Source organism: Chroococcidiopsis cubana SAG 39.79 (genome assembly GCF_003991895.1).
GTDB lineage: Bacteria > Cyanobacteriota > Cyanobacteriia > Cyanobacteriales > Chroococcidiopsidaceae > Chroococcidiopsis > Chroococcidiopsis thermalis.
This window is the reverse complement of record NZ_RSCK01000011.1, coordinates 1-16475: the sequence shown is the minus strand read 5'-3', so window position 1 is coordinate 16475 and position 16475 is coordinate 1. Positions and strand designations below refer to the sequence as shown.

General features: G+C 45.2%; 17 protein-coding genes and 1 tRNA gene. 10 read left to right on the top strand and 8 right to left on the bottom strand.

What is annotated here, in order from left to right; all coding sequences use genetic code 11:
• Positions 1 to 18 precede the first annotated feature (18 nt).
• From DSM107010_RS09615 to rplC, 3 genes are all read right to left on the bottom strand, one after another.
• Complete coding sequence (locus tag DSM107010_RS09615; protein ID WP_015152300.1) at positions 19 to 333, bottom strand: 50S ribosomal protein L23; 315 nt, start codon at positions 331 to 333, stop codon at positions 19 to 21.
• Positions 326 to 958 (bottom strand): 50S ribosomal protein L4, encoded by a 633-nt coding sequence (rplD, locus tag DSM107010_RS09610; protein WP_015152301.1) that lies wholly within the window; start codon positions 956 to 958, stop codon positions 326 to 328. Before rplD ends, DSM107010_RS09615 begins: the two co-directional genes overlap by 8 nt.
• A gap of 91 nt (positions 959 to 1049) precedes the next feature.
• Entirely contained in the window at positions 1050 to 1688 is a 639-nt protein-coding gene (rplC, locus tag DSM107010_RS09605) for a 50S ribosomal protein L3 (protein WP_015152302.1), read from the bottom strand.
• Positions 1689 to 2384: 696 nt separating this feature from the next.
• On the opposite strand from rplC, the gene ndhN reads away from it, so the two are divergent.
• The 8 genes from ndhN to DSM107010_RS09565 all read left to right on the top strand — a co-directional run bounded on the left by ndhN (position 2385) and on the right by DSM107010_RS09565 (position 10217).
• Complete coding sequence (ndhN, locus tag DSM107010_RS09600; protein ID WP_015152303.1) at positions 2385 to 2873, top strand: NAD(P)H-quinone oxidoreductase subunit N; 489 nt, start codon at positions 2385 to 2387, stop codon at positions 2871 to 2873.
• A gap of 101 nt (positions 2874 to 2974) precedes the next feature.
• Positions 2975 to 4132, top strand: a complete 1158-nt coding sequence (gene ldpA, locus DSM107010_RS09595) for a circadian clock protein LdpA (protein WP_015152304.1) — start codon at positions 2975 to 2977, stop codon at positions 4130 to 4132.
• A 49-nt stretch (positions 4133 to 4181) separates the two neighbouring features.
• Positions 4182 to 5945 (top strand): R3H domain-containing nucleic acid-binding protein, encoded by a 1764-nt coding sequence (locus DSM107010_RS09590; protein WP_015152305.1) that lies wholly within the window; start codon positions 4182 to 4184, stop codon positions 5943 to 5945.
• A gap of 224 nt (positions 5946 to 6169) precedes the next feature.
• Entirely contained in the window at positions 6170 to 6787 is a 618-nt protein-coding gene (locus DSM107010_RS09585) for a DJ-1/PfpI family protein (RefSeq protein WP_106166886.1), read from the top strand.
• A gap of 62 nt (positions 6788 to 6849) precedes the next feature.
• Positions 6850 to 6921 (top strand) — tRNA-Gln (locus tag DSM107010_RS09580).
• Between the two features lie 186 nt (positions 6922 to 7107).
• Positions 7108 to 7893, top strand: a complete 786-nt coding sequence (locus tag DSM107010_RS09575; RefSeq protein ID WP_106166887.1) for an HAD family hydrolase — start codon at positions 7108 to 7110, stop codon at positions 7891 to 7893.
• Positions 7894 to 7990: 97 nt separating this feature from the next.
• Complete coding sequence (locus tag DSM107010_RS09570; RefSeq protein ID WP_015152308.1) at positions 7991 to 9250, top strand: DNA double-strand break repair nuclease NurA; 1260 nt, start codon at positions 7991 to 7993, stop codon at positions 9248 to 9250.
• A gap of 220 nt (positions 9251 to 9470) precedes the next feature.
• Positions 9471 to 10217 carry an SDR family NAD(P)-dependent oxidoreductase gene (locus DSM107010_RS09565; protein WP_106166888.1) on the top strand — a complete coding sequence of 249 codons (747 nt, stop codon included), beginning with the start codon at positions 9471 to 9473 and terminating at the stop codon, positions 10215 to 10217.
• 163 nt (positions 10218 to 10380) lie between these two features.
• Here the strand turns inward: DSM107010_RS09565 and DSM107010_RS09560 are convergent, their stop codons facing one another.
• The gene (locus DSM107010_RS09560; RefSeq protein ID WP_106166889.1) at positions 10381 to 11184 is read right to left on the bottom strand and encodes a helix-turn-helix domain-containing protein; all 804 of its coding nucleotides are present in this window, start codon (positions 11182 to 11184) and stop codon (positions 10381 to 10383) included.
• A 31-nt stretch (positions 11185 to 11215) separates the two neighbouring features.
• Positions 11216 to 11995 (bottom strand): pseudouridine synthase, encoded by a 780-nt coding sequence (locus DSM107010_RS09555; protein ID WP_015152311.1) that lies wholly within the window; start codon positions 11993 to 11995, stop codon positions 11216 to 11218.
• Positions 11996 to 12173: 178 nt separating this feature from the next.
• On the opposite strand from DSM107010_RS09555, the gene DSM107010_RS09550 reads away from it, so the two are divergent.
• Entirely contained in the window at positions 12174 to 12881 is a 708-nt protein-coding gene (locus DSM107010_RS09550; protein ID WP_158631758.1) for an LmeA family phospholipid-binding protein, read from the top strand.
• 32 nt (positions 12882 to 12913) lie between these two features.
• Here the strand turns inward: DSM107010_RS09550 and DSM107010_RS09545 are convergent, their stop codons facing one another.
• Together DSM107010_RS09545 and cbiT are read right to left on the bottom strand one after the other, a co-directional pair.
• Positions 12914 to 13801: a phosphatidate cytidylyltransferase gene (locus tag DSM107010_RS09545; protein ID WP_015152313.1), complete on the bottom strand. Its 888-nt coding sequence runs from the start codon at positions 13799 to 13801 to the stop codon at positions 12914 to 12916.
• Between the two features lie 85 nt (positions 13802 to 13886).
• Positions 13887 to 14489, bottom strand: a complete 603-nt coding sequence (cbiT, locus tag DSM107010_RS09540) for a precorrin-6Y C5,15-methyltransferase subunit CbiT (RefSeq protein ID WP_015152314.1) — start codon at positions 14487 to 14489, stop codon at positions 13887 to 13889.
• Between the two features lie 292 nt (positions 14490 to 14781).
• On the opposite strand from cbiT, the gene DSM107010_RS09535 reads away from it, so the two are divergent.
• Positions 14782 to 14988 carry a hypothetical protein gene (locus DSM107010_RS09535; RefSeq protein WP_015152315.1) on the top strand — a complete coding sequence of 69 codons (207 nt, stop codon included), beginning with the start codon at positions 14782 to 14784 and terminating at the stop codon, positions 14986 to 14988.
• A 28-nt stretch (positions 14989 to 15016) separates the two neighbouring features.
• Here DSM107010_RS09535 and DSM107010_RS09530 read toward each other — a convergent pair whose 3' ends face one another.
• On the bottom strand, positions 15017 to 16081 hold the full coding sequence (locus DSM107010_RS09530) for a potassium channel family protein (RefSeq protein WP_106166891.1): 1065 nt from the start codon (positions 16079 to 16081) through the stop codon (positions 15017 to 15019).
• Between the last annotated feature and the right edge of the window lie 394 nt (positions 16082 to 16475).

The following is a 16475-nucleotide window of genomic DNA, read 5'->3' as shown; positions in this document are numbered from 1 at the left end:
GAATAACGGATGACCGGCTTAAACATCTGGGAAGAGAACTTGTCTGATCTTGTCTTCATCCCCAGGTGCTACGGTAACGATCGCTCGCTTGTACTGGGGCTTGAATCCCACAAACCTACCTACCCGCTTTTTTCTTCGAGGTTTGAGCAGGGTGTTGACTTGTACGACTTTAACTTCAAATAAGTCTTCGATCGCGGCTTTAATTTGCGGTTTGCTAGCTTGAGGAGTTACGTCAAATGTATATTTGTTCTGCTCCATCAACCGCGTGGCTTTTTCAGTCAAAATTGGGCGGCGGACGATATCTGGTAACTGGCGGGGGTCGATCTTAAGCACTGTAGACCTCCTGAATCATATTAAGGGCGGATGATGTAGCGACAATTGTGTCAGCGTTGAGGATGTCATAAACGTTTAATTCATCGGCTGAAATTAAAGTCAGTTTGGCGATATTACGGGCTGACAAGTAAACGTTTTCTGTTTCTTCAGCGACAATTAATAAAACTTTCGTGCCTGGGTCTATTCCCCAACGCGCGATCGCGGCTGTCATTTCTTTTGTTTTTGGTTGCGAGATCTGCTCGGCAAAGTCTTCTACGACGACCATATCATCAGCTCTACTCGCAAAAGCCGTGCGCAATGCCAGCAATTCCTCTTTGCGGTTCATTTTCAAGTTGTACGTTCTCGGCTTGGGTCCGAAGGTGACACCACCACCACGCCAGAGGGGCGATCGGATCGAACCAGCACGAGCGCGTCCCGTGCCTTTTTGTCTCCAAGGTTTGCGACCGCCGCCTCGGACTTCCGCACGGGTTTTGGTGTTGGCAGTTCCTTGACGGGCATTTGTTAATTGTTTAATTAAGGCGCGGTGAACGACATGAGAAGCGCTTGTTTCTTTTGCCACTCTTAATTCAAGCGTCGCCTGTCCGACTGCTTCACCTTGCCAATTTTTGACTACGCACTCAACCATTTTGGGCTTTACCTGATTAGATTTCTCTGGAATTTAGATTGGTAATTGGTATTTGGTATTTGGTAGTTGCAAGCCTATTACCTATGACCTATTACCCCTTCCCAACTTTCTTAGTAGGTACAATACTGAGCAAAGCACCTGGTTTACCTGGAACTGCTCCTTTGATCAGCAATAGATTGCGTTCTGCATCTACCCGCACGACAGTCAGTTTGCGAATCGTGACTTGCGAACCACCTAAACGCCCTGCCATCCGCTTACCTGGGTAGACGCGACCAGGAGTCGTACCAGCTCCGATAGATCCAGGGAGGCGGTGATTTTTAGAACCGTGAGACATCGGACCGCGACCAAAATTATGCCGCTTCTGATAACCAGCAAAGCCGCGACCAATGCTATTTCCACTGACATCAACAATTTGTCCTGAATTAAATATATCTGCTGTGATTTGCTGCCCTAGCGTGTATTCGCTTAAATTATCGAGGCGATACTCGTGCAGATGACGTAAAGCAGGAGCAGAAGATTTTGCTAAATGACCCAATTCTGGCTTGCTCAGTGCTTTGGGTTTTACTTCTTTAAATCCGACTTGAATGGCGGTGTAGCCGTCAGTTTGTTTAGTTTTTATCTGGGTGACAACACATGGACCCGCTTGAACGACAGTAACGGGAATAGCCTTTCCTGTCTCGTCAAATACCTGGGTCATGCCCAGTTTAGTGCCAAGAATACCAATGGACACGGGAATTGTTTCTCCTATTTAACTCAGTTGCATCGGAACCGGATTGCAAAGGTGGGATTCGGTTCTTACTATCTCTGCTGCCAGTATCTGTCCAGCCCGTTCGCCTTCAAAAGGTTTTCAGGTTGGAGTAGCGAGCAATCGGCTTAATTGGTTTAAACCCACTTCATCGCTGTAACTCGCAAAACACTCTACTGCGAAGCAGTTGCCAATGGCGAGAGAATTTGCTCCGGCACTGTCTAGCTTGAGTAGGACTTAAGTAGCAAGCTACTTAGTATCCATTCTTGAGAACCTGAATAGTTCTCTAGATTTAGCTTCTCTGAGATTTCATCAACCCACGTTCTCAGAATCCAGGGAAGCCCTAGTAAGGCAATTCAACTGCCTCACACGCCAGACTGCCACTCACGAGCTAAAAAATGTAGTCAGACACTCACAAACAAATAGCTTGCCTCTTAGAGGGTCTCATCCTCTTCCCGAAGGACTCCAGCAAGCTGTCAAAAACAATTAATGAGTTTTGTCTAGCTACCTTGTTTGGTCACGATCTAACAGTTTAAACTATGCGATCGCAAATGACAACTGTTGACAGGATTTTTTTCAAGGCGATCGCCAATCGCTAATAACTGACAACTAATAACTGGCAACTGATAACTGGCAACTGAATATTAAGATAAGAATGGAATTAAACAACAATACTTAACGATGCCACTCTTTACTACTGGTAGCAAATTAATTCGCGACTTAGAAAAGCACGGGGCGCTGGGCGTTTACGCTCCGCTAGAAGGTGGGTTTGAAGGTCGTTATCGTCGCCGCCTACGTGCTACTGGCTACACAACCCTGAATATTACTGCTAGGGGGCTAGGAGATGTATCGGCTTATCTAACTGGAGTTCATGGCGTGCGTCCGCCACATCTGGGGAAGAAGAGTGTAGGTCAAGGGGCAGCAGTGGGATATGTTTATTACCTGCCACCAATAGTCAGCTACAACTTGGAACAACTCCCACCCAAGTCTAAAGGATTAGTACTGTGGATTATTGAAGGACACATTCTCTCGAATCAAGAAATTGAATTTTTGGTCAATTTGCCTAGCCTAGATCCGCGAGTAAAAATCGTCATAGAAAGAGGAGGAGAGCGCTATTTTCGCTGGCAACCTCTCCGAGATACCCTTGCACCTAGCTACCAAGCCGTATAAATACTTATTTGTCGTAAGAGCAAAAAATTTGGCGATCGATAAACAACAGAAATTAATCGAGGAAATCTTCTTTTTTATCAGTTGCACATTAGCATAGAAGTGTGACTGAGATTGACAACGCCTTACGCTCATTAAAGGAAGGTCACTGGTTCAAATTGATTTGCGGAGCCAGCTACCAGCATCTGCCTGCGGTAAGAAATCTTAGCTTAGCGTATACTCTGGCTGGTGCTGATTGCATTGATGTGGCAGCAGACCCATCTGTAATTGCGTCAGCGCAAGCCGCGATCGCCGTGGCAAGTACGTTAATGGAAGAAGCTCGACAGCGCGGCTTTGGCAGTCGAGGAAAGTTGCCTTGGTTGATGGTAAGCCTCAACGATGGCGAAGACCCACACTTTCGCAAAGCAGAGTTTAATGCGGTTGAGTGTCCCTCACAATGCGATCGCCCGTGCGAACGAGTTTGTCCTGCCCAAGCAATTGTGTTTCATCCCCCCAGGGACGATTATTCTCAAGTTGTCTCTTCTGGAGTTATATCGGAAAGTTGTTACGGCTGCGGGCGGTGCTTGCCTGTTTGTCCGCCGCAAATTATTTACACTCGCTCTTATGTATCGACACCAGGAGCGATCGCGCCGCTCGTACTTGCAACTGGTGTCGATGCGGTAGAAATTCATACCCAGGTAGGTAGAACAGCAGAATTTAAGCGTTTATGGTTAAGTATAGCTCCCTGGATCGAGCGCTTGAAACTTGTGGCAATTAGCTGTCCTGATGGTGATGGGTTAATAGAATATCTCCACAGCCTGTATCGTCTAATTTCTCCCCTTAAGTGTCCGATAATTTGGCAAACTGACGGGCGACCGATGAGCGGTGATATTGGCGACGGTACGACCTTAGCCGCCGTGAAATTAGGTCAAAAAGTCTTGGCAGCTGGCTTACCTGGATACGTTCAACTTGCAGGTGGAACGAACAGTTATACCGTTGCTAAGTTGCAGGCGGTGGGAATGTTAAGTCAAAAGTCAAAAGTTAGAAGTCAAAACAATGACGACTCCCGAATTCCGAATTCCGAATTCATTTCAGGAGTTGCCTATGGCAGTTATGCCCGCGTTTTGCTGTCGCCGATTTTGCACCAATTAGAACAAATGGAGGTAAATCCAGCCAATGAAAGAGCGATCGCCCGCTTGGAAAACGTACCGGAATTACTATGGCAAGCAGTAGAACTTGCCTATTCGCTGGTATCTCAACTGAAGTCTATGGAGTTGCCATAGAAAATTGCTAAACCTTCTCGCTATTGTTGACTGAATAGCTCTAGCCAGCATGACAAAAACAGACGATCTCCAGAAGTTGTTAGATATTTTGCCACTAGACATTAAAAATGTTTTAGAGCAACACCCACAACGGGACAGCTTAATTGAAGTGGTGATGGATTTAGGTCGTCGCCCAGAAGCTCGTTTTCCCGATCGCGCCGAGTACCTTGCTGAGTCTGGCATTTCCCACGATCAAATTAGATATAGCATACAGCGCGTGGGACATTTTGGTGGTGATAATCGGGCAGGACTGGCGCAAACTCTGCACCGGATTAGTGCGATTAGGAACCGTGCTGGCGATATTATCGGTTTAACCTGTCGTGTCGGACGGGCTGTCTTTGGCACGATTGGCATGATCCACGATTTAGTAGAAACCGGACAGTCAATTCTACTATTAGGTCGTCCTGGGGTGGGTAAAACCACAGCTTTGCGAGAAATTGCCAGAGTGTTAGCCGATGACTTAAATAAGCGTGTCGTCATTATCGATACTTCAAACGAAATTGCAGGGGATGGAGATGTTCCTCATCCAGCCATTGGACGGGCGCGACGAATGCAAGTATCGCGTCCAGAATTTCAGCATCAAGTGATGATTGAGGCAGTAGAAAATCACATGCCAGAAGTCATCGTGATTGATGAAATTGGTACGGAGTTGGAAGCTCTAGCGGCTCGTACCATTGCCGAACGGGGCGTACAACTGGTAGGAACGGCGCATGGCAATCAGATTGAAAATTTGATCAAGAACCCGACTCTATCAGATTTAGTGGGTGGTATCCAGTCTGTCACTTTAGGCGATGATGAAGCCAGACGGCGGCGGACGCAGAAAACTGTTTTAGAACGTAAAGCTCCACCAACGTTTGAAATTGCCGTGGAAATGCTGGAAAGACAACGCTGGACGATCCATGAAAGCGTTGCTGATACCGTCGATGCTTTGCTGAGAGGACGCATACCAAATCCACAACTTAGAACTGTCGATGCAGATGGTAAAGTCACGATTGTACGGCAGTCACCTACGCCGCTTCGGGGAGTAGGGCAAGATGGCTTTGGGCGGGGCTACGAGGTGGGCAATCCCAGGCAAGAGGAAGAATCGAAACTATCACCCACTATGACTGTAGGTGGGTGGCGTTCGACTGGACGAATGATCCCACTCGCTGCCGTACCAGAACCAGCCACGCGAGAACAAGAGTTCGAGCGCCTGTTGGATGAATCTCTGGCTCGAAGCGATCGCTTTAACAGCGATTTGGCGGTGAATGCGGGTCCGAATGGGGAAGATTTACCCTTGCATATTTATCCCTACGGTGTGAGTCGCCACCAGTTAGAGCAAGCAATACAAGTGCTGAGTTTACCCGTGGTACTGACGAAAGATATTGACAGTGCCGATGCAATTTTAGCTTTGCGATCGCACGTCAAAAATCAGTCTAAGTTACGTCATGTCGCTAAGGCGCGTCACGTCCCAATCCACACGCTCAAGTCAAATACGATTCCACAAATTATCCGCACGTTGCGGCGGTTGTTGGATATGGACGAGCCAGTCGTACCGGACGAACGGGAACTGAGTTTATTCATCCAAAATGGCAGCGAGGACGAACTCGATGCTTTAGAAGAGGCTCGGTTAGCAGTGGAACAAATCGTCATTCCCAAGGGACAACCCGTGGAGTTGTTACCCCGTTCGGCAAAAGTGCGGAAGATGCAGCACGAATTGGTAGAACACTATCGTCTGAAATCGGATAGTTTTGGTGACGAACCAAATCGGCGCTTGCGGATTTATCCGGCGTAATGCCTTTTTTGGTAAATGTAAGGGCGCACAGCTGTGCGCCCCTACCAGTTCTGTATTTCACCCAGTTGAATACAGCTTTACGCCTCTAACAGATATACCGCGATCGCTTTGTAATAGCTGAAGTTGGCTCATCTGTATATTTTCAAATGTAACGCTATTGTGTGAGTGTAAAAGCAATTGTATGAGCGATCGCCAAGTCCTCTCACACCCATACTGAGGTAGATATGACACAGCGAAGGAACGTTGCTATCTTAATTTTTGATGAGGTAGAGATTTTGGACTTTTGCGGTCCCTACGAAGTCTTTGGAGTGACGGGAAAACGCAATGGCTCTGAGCCTTTCAACGTCTACACGGTGGCAGAAGAACGCCGACCGATAATCGCTCGAAATCAGTTAAGCGTTAATCCACAGTACACTCTCCTCGACTGTCCGCGATCGCATATCTTACTCGTGCCTGGCGGCTTTGGCACGCGGCGAGAAATGCACAATTCAGCTTTAATTGACTGGATTAAAGAACGCTCTCAACAAGCAGAGTTATTGCTTTCCGTCTGTACGGGCGCGTTACTTTTGGCTAAAGCTGGTTTGCTGGAAGGACTTACAGCTACCACCCATCATGGCGCGATCGATTTACTCAAGCAGGTTGCACCGAATACACAAGTTAAACCAGATAAAAGGTTTGTAGACAACGGCAGCATAATTTTATCGGCTGGAATCTCAGCAGGGATTGACATGTCGTTGTATGTAGTCGCTAAGCTTTTGGGAGAACAACAAGCGAGAGAGACTGCGGAGTACATGGAATATGACTGGCAGCTAAGTGGAAAGTTAGAAAATTATCTGGAATAGCCGTAAAAGTTCTTGACACAATAGCAGTAGTAACTGCTATCATGGTTAAGGCTAACAAACGATGGGGCGTAGCCAAGCGGTAAGGCAGCGGGTTTTGGTCCCGCCATCCCTAGGTTCGAATCCTAGCGCCCCAGTTTAGATCTTAATTCTTATTTTGAGGCTTCCTGTAGGGGTGAGCTGGGGGAGCTGAGGAGGCTGGGGGAGAAAGAGTAGGTTGATTTCCCTTGCATAGAGTTAAGCAGCGTTTTTGTGTAGAGATTTTCTGTTATTGAAGGGCTAGATGGGCTAAGCTTGCCGTTGGAATCTCACAGTTGGGAAAAATGAGTGTAAACGCTCCCACGATTTTAGCTCTGGATTTTGATGGCGTAATTTGTGACGGTCTACCAGAATATTTCGCTACGGCTTGGCGAACGTACTGCAAAATTTGGTTACCATCTTCTCAAACCCCACCTGAAAATTTAACATCGCAATTCGATCGCTTGCGTCCGGTAATTGAGACGGGTTGGGAAATGCCAGTGTTGATTAGAGCTTTGTTATCCGGGGTAACAGAAGCAGAAATATGGCAAAATTGGAGTGCGATCGCGCAAAAATTCTTGCAACAAGATAACTTAACTGCTGCTGAGATCGGTAAGCAATTGGATGCAATTCGAGATGAATGGATTTCTACCAATCTCGATAGTTGGCTAGACCTGCATCGGTTTTATCCAGGGGTTTTGGAAAGATTGCACTCATTGATTGATAGTCCGGTTAAACCGCTGATTATTACGACTAAAGAAGGGCGTTTTGTCGAGCAACTTTTGCAACGGCAAGGTATACAATTACCCAGTCAGTCGGTTTTAGGCAAAGAAATCAAGCGTCCAAAATATCAAATTATCAGAGAGTTAATTGCGATCGCCACTCAAACACCAGTCGTGTTCTGGTTTGTGGAAGACAGACTCAAGACTTTGCAACTCGTGCAACAGCAAGCAGACTTGGAAGACGTGAGACTTTTTCTAGCTGATTGGGGATATAATACCTCAGCCGAGAGAGAACTGGCGCAGCAAAACCCTCGTATTCAGTTGCTATCGCTGGCTCAGTTTGCTGAAGATTTTTCGGCTTGGGGCTAAATTGTAAATGATGATTTTTGAATATTTATCATCAAAAACTCACAAAAAATAAAAATTGAATATAAGCTGACTAATAGCCGAAAGCTTATAGCTCGATATGCTCGATCTGACAAAAGTAGCGAAGGCGATGCAAGGCATCAGCCAACATTTAAGCACGGAAGTAGCTGCAAGTCGCCAACGGTTGGAGTTGGCGCAAGATCTCATGACAGCAGCTTACAAAAATCAAGCAGAATTGATGCAGCGACAAAAACAGTGGCGCGATCGCATTTTATTCAGCACCGCTGTACCAATGGAACCGCTTAACACCTGTATCGATCTACCAGTACCACCTAAAACTCATACCGTTCTCGCCACGGATGGCTCGCAGATTGCTCCCAATCATCACGAAATCGCTTATTGTTATCTACTCAATATCGGTCGGGTAGTCTTGCACTACGGACAAAATCGCCAACCTTTGCTCGATAGCCTACCAGAAGTATTCTACCGTCCCGAAGATTTATATATTTCGCGTCAATGGGGTATCCGCACTGAAGAATGGATGGGTTATCGTCGTACTGCTTCTGAAGCTACCGTGTTGGCTGAGTTGGCTGCTGCTGTGGTAGGAAGCAGGGAGCAAGAGGACAAGGGGACAAGGGGACAAGGGGGACAAGGAGGAGAACGACCAATTACCAATTACCAATTACCAATTACCACTCCTACACTAGCTATGGTCGATGGATCGTTAATCTATTGGTTTTTAGAACAATTGCCTTTAGAAGCACGCGATCGCATTTTGCCACCAATTTTGACGGCTTGGGAACAGCTTAAAGCCTTGAGTATTCCCATCATGGGTTATCTCAGCGCTTCTCGTAGTATGGAAAGCTTGAATTTTTTACGTCTGCAAGCTTGCATTCACGAAGTACCAGACTGCGCCAGTTTTTGTCCGAATCAAATTGAAAAAGTTCCTTGTCAAGTCCTCGAACCATTGCGGGATGCAGCACTATGGTCGATTCAATTGCAGCCAGGACAAAGAAGCACTTTATGGCGTAGTTCTGCCCGCATAACAGAATTATATGGAGATTGTACAATCTATTTCTGTTACGTACATGTCGGTACGGAAATTGCACGGGTAGAAGTTCCGGCTTGGGTAGCAGAGGATGAAGCTTTATTTAATCAGTCTTTAGGTTTGATGTTAGCTCAAGTACAGAAAGGCTATGGCTACCCTGTCGTGTTAGCAGAGGCGCACAATCAAGCAGTTGTGAGGGGAGGCGATCGCGCTCGTTTCTTTGCGATGCTAGAACAACAAATGATCAAAGCAGGCTTGAGAAATGTCGGAATTTCCTATAAGGAAGCGCGTAAGCGCGGCAGTATTGCTTAATATCTATCATTAATAGCTTAACTTCTATTAGAGTATGACAAACTTATTTCAGTTGTGGCGATCGCGCTGATTTTTTGCCATGCTATAACAGCAAACAAAGCAAAATAAAGCTCGCTTTAGATCGTCTCGATTGAAATTTATGACATCACGAGATGGAGCTACTGAATTGTATAGCGTTGGATCGATGTAGTTAAGCCTAGACAAGAAAGGATTTGAGACAATGACAACAAAGCCAGTTACTTTCATTACAGGTGCAAATAAAGGAATTGGAAATGAAGTTGCACGACAGCTTGCCCAGCATGACTTCACTGTTTTGATTGGTACACGTAACGTACAACGTGGAGAAGTAGCAGCAGAAACACTCCGTGCTGAAGGATTTGAAGTTCATTTTGTACCAATTGATATCAATGATGAATTGTCAATTAAAGATGCTGCTGAAACTGTGGCTAGACAGTGGAAACAAGTTACTGTGCTGATTAATAATGCTGCTGTCAATTATGATTTTTCACCAGCAACTCGACCATCTACGCTGAGTGTAGATGTTCTCAAAGATACTTTTCTCACGAATGTTTTTGGTGCATTTGCAACAATTCACCATTTTCTACCGTTACTCAAGCAAGCTGGAACAGCACAAATCCTGAAACCACAAATCATAAATATTTCGTCAACACTTGGTTCCCTAACTTCTCTCAGTGACCCAGAACATTATTACTACGGAGTTAATACCGTTGCTTATAACTCTTCCAAATCTGCACTTAATGCTATAACTGTTGCCTTAGCAAAAGATTTAGTAGAGGACAAAATCAGCGTCAATTCTATTTGTCCTGGTTGGGTAAAAACTGATATGGGTACAGATAATGCACCGCGTACTGTCGAACAAGGAGCATCAATTATTGTCAAACTTGCTACGATGGAGAATCCACCCACGGGTAAATTTCTCGACGATGATGGAGAAATTCTGTGGTAGCTCCTCCTGTCATGAATTCTAATAGTATTGACATTTAAAAATGAAGCACTTGAATCGAATTTCTGTATCAATCGATCGGATATCGAGCGAGTGCTTTACTTGCGCGATCGCCAGTATTTAGTTAGAAATTACGAATTACGAATTACGAATTACGAGTTACGAATTAAAGTCTCTGATTATTCGCTCCAAATGTAACTTCTTGTACTTGTCCCGACTCTCCCAAGGGTTTAGCTTCTTCTTGGTTGTAATTAACCAATACCCCGCCAGCATTGCCAACTCTGAACGACAGGCGATTGTTAGCCGTCCAAGTACGCTGCGTTCCTTGAGGTAACTCGCCTTCAAAGGCTTTCTTCCCATCTGCAATTACCCGAATCCACGATTTTTCTTTAAAAGTCATACCAATTTCAACTGGCTTGGTTTGCTTTTTGGGAGTAGCAACTGGTTTGACTTTAGCTGGTGCTTTAGGCTTAGCGACATTAGCAACGGGTAAAGGAGGTTGTGACTGAGTAGTTTGACCGATTTGAAAGTCAGAATTACTCAATGTCTGAGACAAAATGCTGACTGCACCAATAATTAAAAGAATGTATATAGCGTAGAGATGAGAAGTTTGTAATTGAGCTGGAGGTAGGCTAACTCCTACTGGCTTCAAACTCTGCCGATAGTCTTCTAAAGGAAAAGAATTAGCTAATTCCGTACCATCTAGATCGAGTGCCTCGGCATATTGCTTAATAAAGCCTCGAATATAAACTGGCTCAGGTAATTTATCAATATTACCTGCTTCGATCGCTTGTAAAAAACTCTGGCGAATTCGCGTTGTAGATTCAATTCGCTCTAGAGAAATTTGTTTGTCTTCTCGCCTGCGGCGCAGAGTAGCACCTATTTGCGCCAACTTTTCAGCTCTTTGTTGTTCGAGCGTCAAAACGATTGGTTCTTGTTGTTGCTGCTGTTGCTGTTTCCACCGCTTCATAGATTTATCTGTTGCACTTCTTGATAGCACCTTACACCTGCACCCTTGTTGTAGATTTGAGTTGATTTTGTAGTTGATTTTGTAAATAATCAATCTCGCGTTTTTCGAGCGAACGATAGCAACCTGGAGGCAAAGCTGCACCTGCGGTTGGTTCTAGTTGAATCGAACCAATTGTAGTTCGATGCAACTGGAGCGTGGGATAACCCAACTGTTCTGTCATGCGGCGAATTTGCCGATTTCTGCCTTCCCATAAAATGAATTCTAACCACGTGCGATTGGCATCGCGAGACAACACGCGCACTTGTGCCTTTCTGGTCTTTCTCCCCTCTAAAACAACTCCTTGTCGCCATTGTTTTAACACCGATTCTGGCGGATGTCCCGCAACTACGACTTGATATGTCTTGGAAATGTCATGACGGGGATGGGTGAGAGCAAATGTCAGGTTTCCATCATTCGTCAGTAATAATGCACCTGTAGATTCAGTATCCAAACGTCCGACAGGATGAATACCCTGACCTTGACGTAGATTAGGTGGTAACAGTTGCATCACTGTGGGTCTACCTTGGGGATCGTCACAAGTTGTAACTACACCAGTTGGTTTATTGAGCAATAAATAGATAGGCTGGGGACGATGAGGCGATCGCAAAGGCTTTCCATCCACTTCGATCGCGTCTCGGCTCGGATCGGCTTTATGCCCTAACTCTACTATCGCACCATTGCAGCGCACGCGACCGAGCTTAATCATCTCTTCCGCTTGCCGTCTCGAAGCGATTCCCCACTGAGAAAGAATTTTTTGTATCCGTTCCTCCATTTGTCGATCCTTAGACCCAGGTAATACCAATATATACGCTGAGAATTCGGAATTCGGAATTCGGAATTAATGCGTGAATGCGTGAATTTTGAGTTGCTCCCTCAGCTCCTTTACTACTGATAACCGAACAAATATTAACTACACTAATTTGAGCAACTGTTACACTGACATATTTCCCTTGAATCCGAACAACTTAGAGCAAGACAAGACCGCTAAGCATCGCCTAATTAGTAAAGTGCTGTCTCCGGCACTATGGCTGTTTGTCCGATCGCAAGTTGAGCAAGTATCTCATTTAGAGGTACAAATCGCCAGCAGCGATCGACAAATCCTTTCTGGTAGTATTCCCCGCCTATCTATCTCTGGCGATCGCATTGTTTATAAAGGTTTACATTTCGCAAAAATCAGCCTAATGGGGGAGGGAATGCAGACAAATTTACATCAAGTGATGAGAGGACAACCGCTGCAACTGCTAGAACCTATGGTTGTCTCTGGGGAAGCAATACTACAGGAAACAGATCTCAATGCTTCCCTGAAGTCGGATTTACTGTCTAGCGCTTTAACGGAGTTACTATCAAAATTAGCTTCTAGCAACAGTGCTGTGCGAGGACAAATTGACTGGAAACAAATCGCGATCGCCCCAGGAAGCTTGTTATTGCAGGGTAATTTAGTTAATTCTAGCCACACTACACCTATTACTCTCAGGTGCGGCTTGCAGCTTTCTAGCGGTCGCAAATTGCTTCTAACTCAACCCCAACTCCAAATTTCTAACTCATGGGAAGAGTTAGAAAACTATGTTATGGATTTAGGTTCTCACGTCAATTTAAAAGAACTAACCTTAGAACCAGGACAGATTGTCTGTCGTGGTAGTATTACCGTCATGCCTTAATTAGTTATCTGCGATCGATTACCAATTACCACTCAATCTAATAACGGCAACAACAGAGTGACAAAATAATAAACTAGGGGGGCGGTAAAAACGTAACTGTCGGCGCGATCGAGAATGCCACCGTGACCTGGAATTAATTGTCCTGAGTCTTTAACCCCAGCATCGCGTTTCATCATGGACTCTGTGAGATCGCCTAACAAGCTGGTAATCCCGATTAACAATCCCAAAGCTATACCCGTCCAAGGCGAACCAGCCCAATGAAGAAACCAGCTGCCAATTGTAGCTACAGCTATACTACCAGCAACTCCAAATACAGACCCTTCCACAGTTTTTTTGGGGCTAATATCAGAAAGGCGCGTGCGTCCAAAAAATTTACCAATAGTATACGCTCCAATATCAGCTGCCCATATACAAAAAAAAGCTAGAAGAGTAACTGTCAAACCTTGCGGTAAAGCTGCAAAATTTCCATGCTTGATGAGATTAATAGTCGCTATATCTGGTAAGTAGCCATCGAATGGAATGTTGCTAACAGCAGGATTGCCCAGCGATCGCAATCTAATCCAATAACTCGGTAAATAACCGCAATAAAATAGTCCCAGAATAGAAGTAGAAATATCGGCGATCGAGGCTAATTTTGGTAAAAATAGGAGATAGAAACAAATAAACGTTCCTGCTACTGGCATCACGGCATCAGCCAAGTTAGAAGAAACTGTAGCGATCGCGAGTAAAGCCAAACTGACGACTATCGTTGTTTTCGCAGCAGGTGCAATTCCCTTGGCTCGGACTAACTCAAAATATTCTAGTTGACCCAAATAAACGATCGCCATAAACATAAAGGTAAAATACCACCCTCCTAAGACGCTGGCGGTTAGGGCAAGAGCGATCGCGATAATTCCACTAATAATTCGAGACCAAGGCATAGAGCAATTTTGGATTTAGGATTTGGAACTTTCGATTACAGACTTTGACTTCAATCCAAAATCTAAAATCTAAAATCGGATGGGATTAGTCTAGCTTTTCTCCACTCAAAATAAAAATAGGATCGACAGCAGCAAAGATTTGCTGATTACCTTTTTGCTCTAAGCGATTGACAGATGATTGCACGACATCGATATTTCTAGCATGTAACTCAGCTAAACCTTGAGAAATAGCATATAAACTTTCCAAATTCCCAGCAGTGGTAACGACTCTACCTTGTAGTGGCAGATATTGCCAAACAGCTTTGAGAATATCTTTGATAGGACGACCACCTTCAATACAAACTCGGTGCGGAGCTTGAGGTAAATTTGGTAAGCATTCTGGGGCGCTAGCTTCTACGACTTCAACATTTTTCACATTAAAGCGATCGCAGTTGCGACGGATCAAGCTAGCAACTTCGTCATCTCGCTCGACAGCAATAATCTGGGCTTTCGGACACAACAAGCTAATTTCAACTGGAATTGTCCCTGTTCCTGCGCCAATATCCCACACCAAGGAGTTTGGTTGTAACCGCAACTGAGAAATCAGCAATAACCGAATTTCCCGCTTACTCAAGGGAATTCCTGGCAAGCGCTCGAATAAATCGTCAGGGATACCTGGTGTAATATAGGGCCAGAGTTGGGAAGGCATAGAAATTAGATGAACGACATCAGCTTGCCCCAGCAGTAAAGGAAAGCTCTCAACAATAAGAACTTAACATCACTCGCACTTTAATACATAAAGTGAGGAGTAAGGAGTGAGTGGTGATGAGAGAAGTTCTACACTCCTTACCTCTTTCCCTTGTCTGTTGTTAAGTCATAAGGAGTAAGCAGGCGAAAACTGCTAGCAAAGATTGGGAAATCTGGTGGTTAACGAAAGGATACAACAGGTTAAGCTAACAAATGTCAACTTTGAATTAGCGTCAGTTTACACCAGAGGCAAGATGACAATTTGGGTTAACGAGCAGATCGATCCGTCTGGAATGATACACGCTTGCATTGCTTGCTGTGACGAAATGCAGGCGCAAGCTTGTCACGAATCCTACTTGCAAAATTTGACCGAAACGCAAAAAGAATCCGGTTGGGAAGCCAGACTGCGAACGGTAGAATCGTGGGACGACGTGCCAGTTAATGCTTTGAAATTGGACTAACGAGAAACGGTTATCCAGCAACCCACACCTAATGCTTGGGCGGACGGGGGAGTTGCTGGGGGCGAATTGGTCCCAAAATTTGATTGAGCTGGCGCAATTGCTCTGCCGTCCCCATACAAATGAGTAAATCACCTGCCATTAACATAGTGTCTGCCGTGGGACCGCCAATTAAAGTACCATCGACGCGGCGGATTGCTAAAATTAACGCTCCAGTTTGCGATCGCAGTTTTGCTTCTCTCAAAGTTTGACCAATGCAGGGACACGCTGCCGGATCGAGGCGAAATTCCTCCATATACAGTTCCCTGTCTGCTCCCGTGAGGATGCCATCGACGAAATCTAATACTTGGGGTCTTAATGCCGCTGCTGCCATGCGTTTACCTCCCGTAATGTAGGGAGATACGACTGCATCAGCTCCTGCCCTTTGTAGCTTTTGTAAAGCCTCTCTCGTACTTGCTCTAGCGATCGCTCGAATTTGCGGATTAAGGGTTTTGGCTGACAGCACCGTATAGAGGTTTTCGGCATCAGAAGGCAGGGCTGCAACCAGACAAATTGCTCGATCTATTCGTAGTTGTAGCAGAGTATCGTCTAACGTCGCATCACCCTGGATTGCTACATAACCGAGCTGCCGTGCTTTTTCCACCGAAGCATCATCTAAGTCAACCGTAACAAAATTAGCCCCTTCAGCTTGAAATTCCAGGGCAATTTGCTGACCCGTGCGCCCGAAACCACATAAAATGTAGTGTCCAGAGAGCGATTTCATTAACCGCCGTTGCTGCCTCAATCGAATTCCTTCTTGAAAGTACCCTTGAATTACTGCTTCTGTAAAGCGATTGACGATGTAACCAATCGTAATCACTCCCATTAAAATTAGACCGATGGTAAATAATCGTCCGCGATCGCCCAACGGTCGAGTTTCACCATAACCGACGGTAGCTAGGGTAATTACCGTCATGTAAGCCGCATCTTCCCACGACCAACCTTCTATAAAGCGATACCACAGAGTCCCCAACAGCAAGACACCTACAAGCGCGATCGCCCCCGCTAGTAACTCTTTTTGAATTCGACGATATATTTTCTCTGGGGTTGAGTACAAGAGAGGGATTGGGTTTAGAGGTTACGGGCTAGGGAAAGAAAGTGAAGGGAGAAAATAGCTGCTCCCTACTTCAGGCTCACGAATGACAAATGACGAATCACAAATGACAAATGATAAATCTGAGCTAGTTTAGATTATGTGCGATCTGAGTCGGATGCGACGGAAAGTTTTAGGCATTGCTGCTAAATTGACAGCAGAAAGTTAAAAAATAAATTTTTGATTGAGGCGTAAATAGTGACTATAGATACTCTTATTTCTAACCATAACTTGTCAGTATCAGCTGCCACTGTGGTAAAATCCTTCGACTCAGACAACTTCAAAGAGTCAGTCATGGACACATATGCCCGTTTCCCGATTGCCTTAGAACGGGGTGCGGGTTGTCGAGTTTGGGATA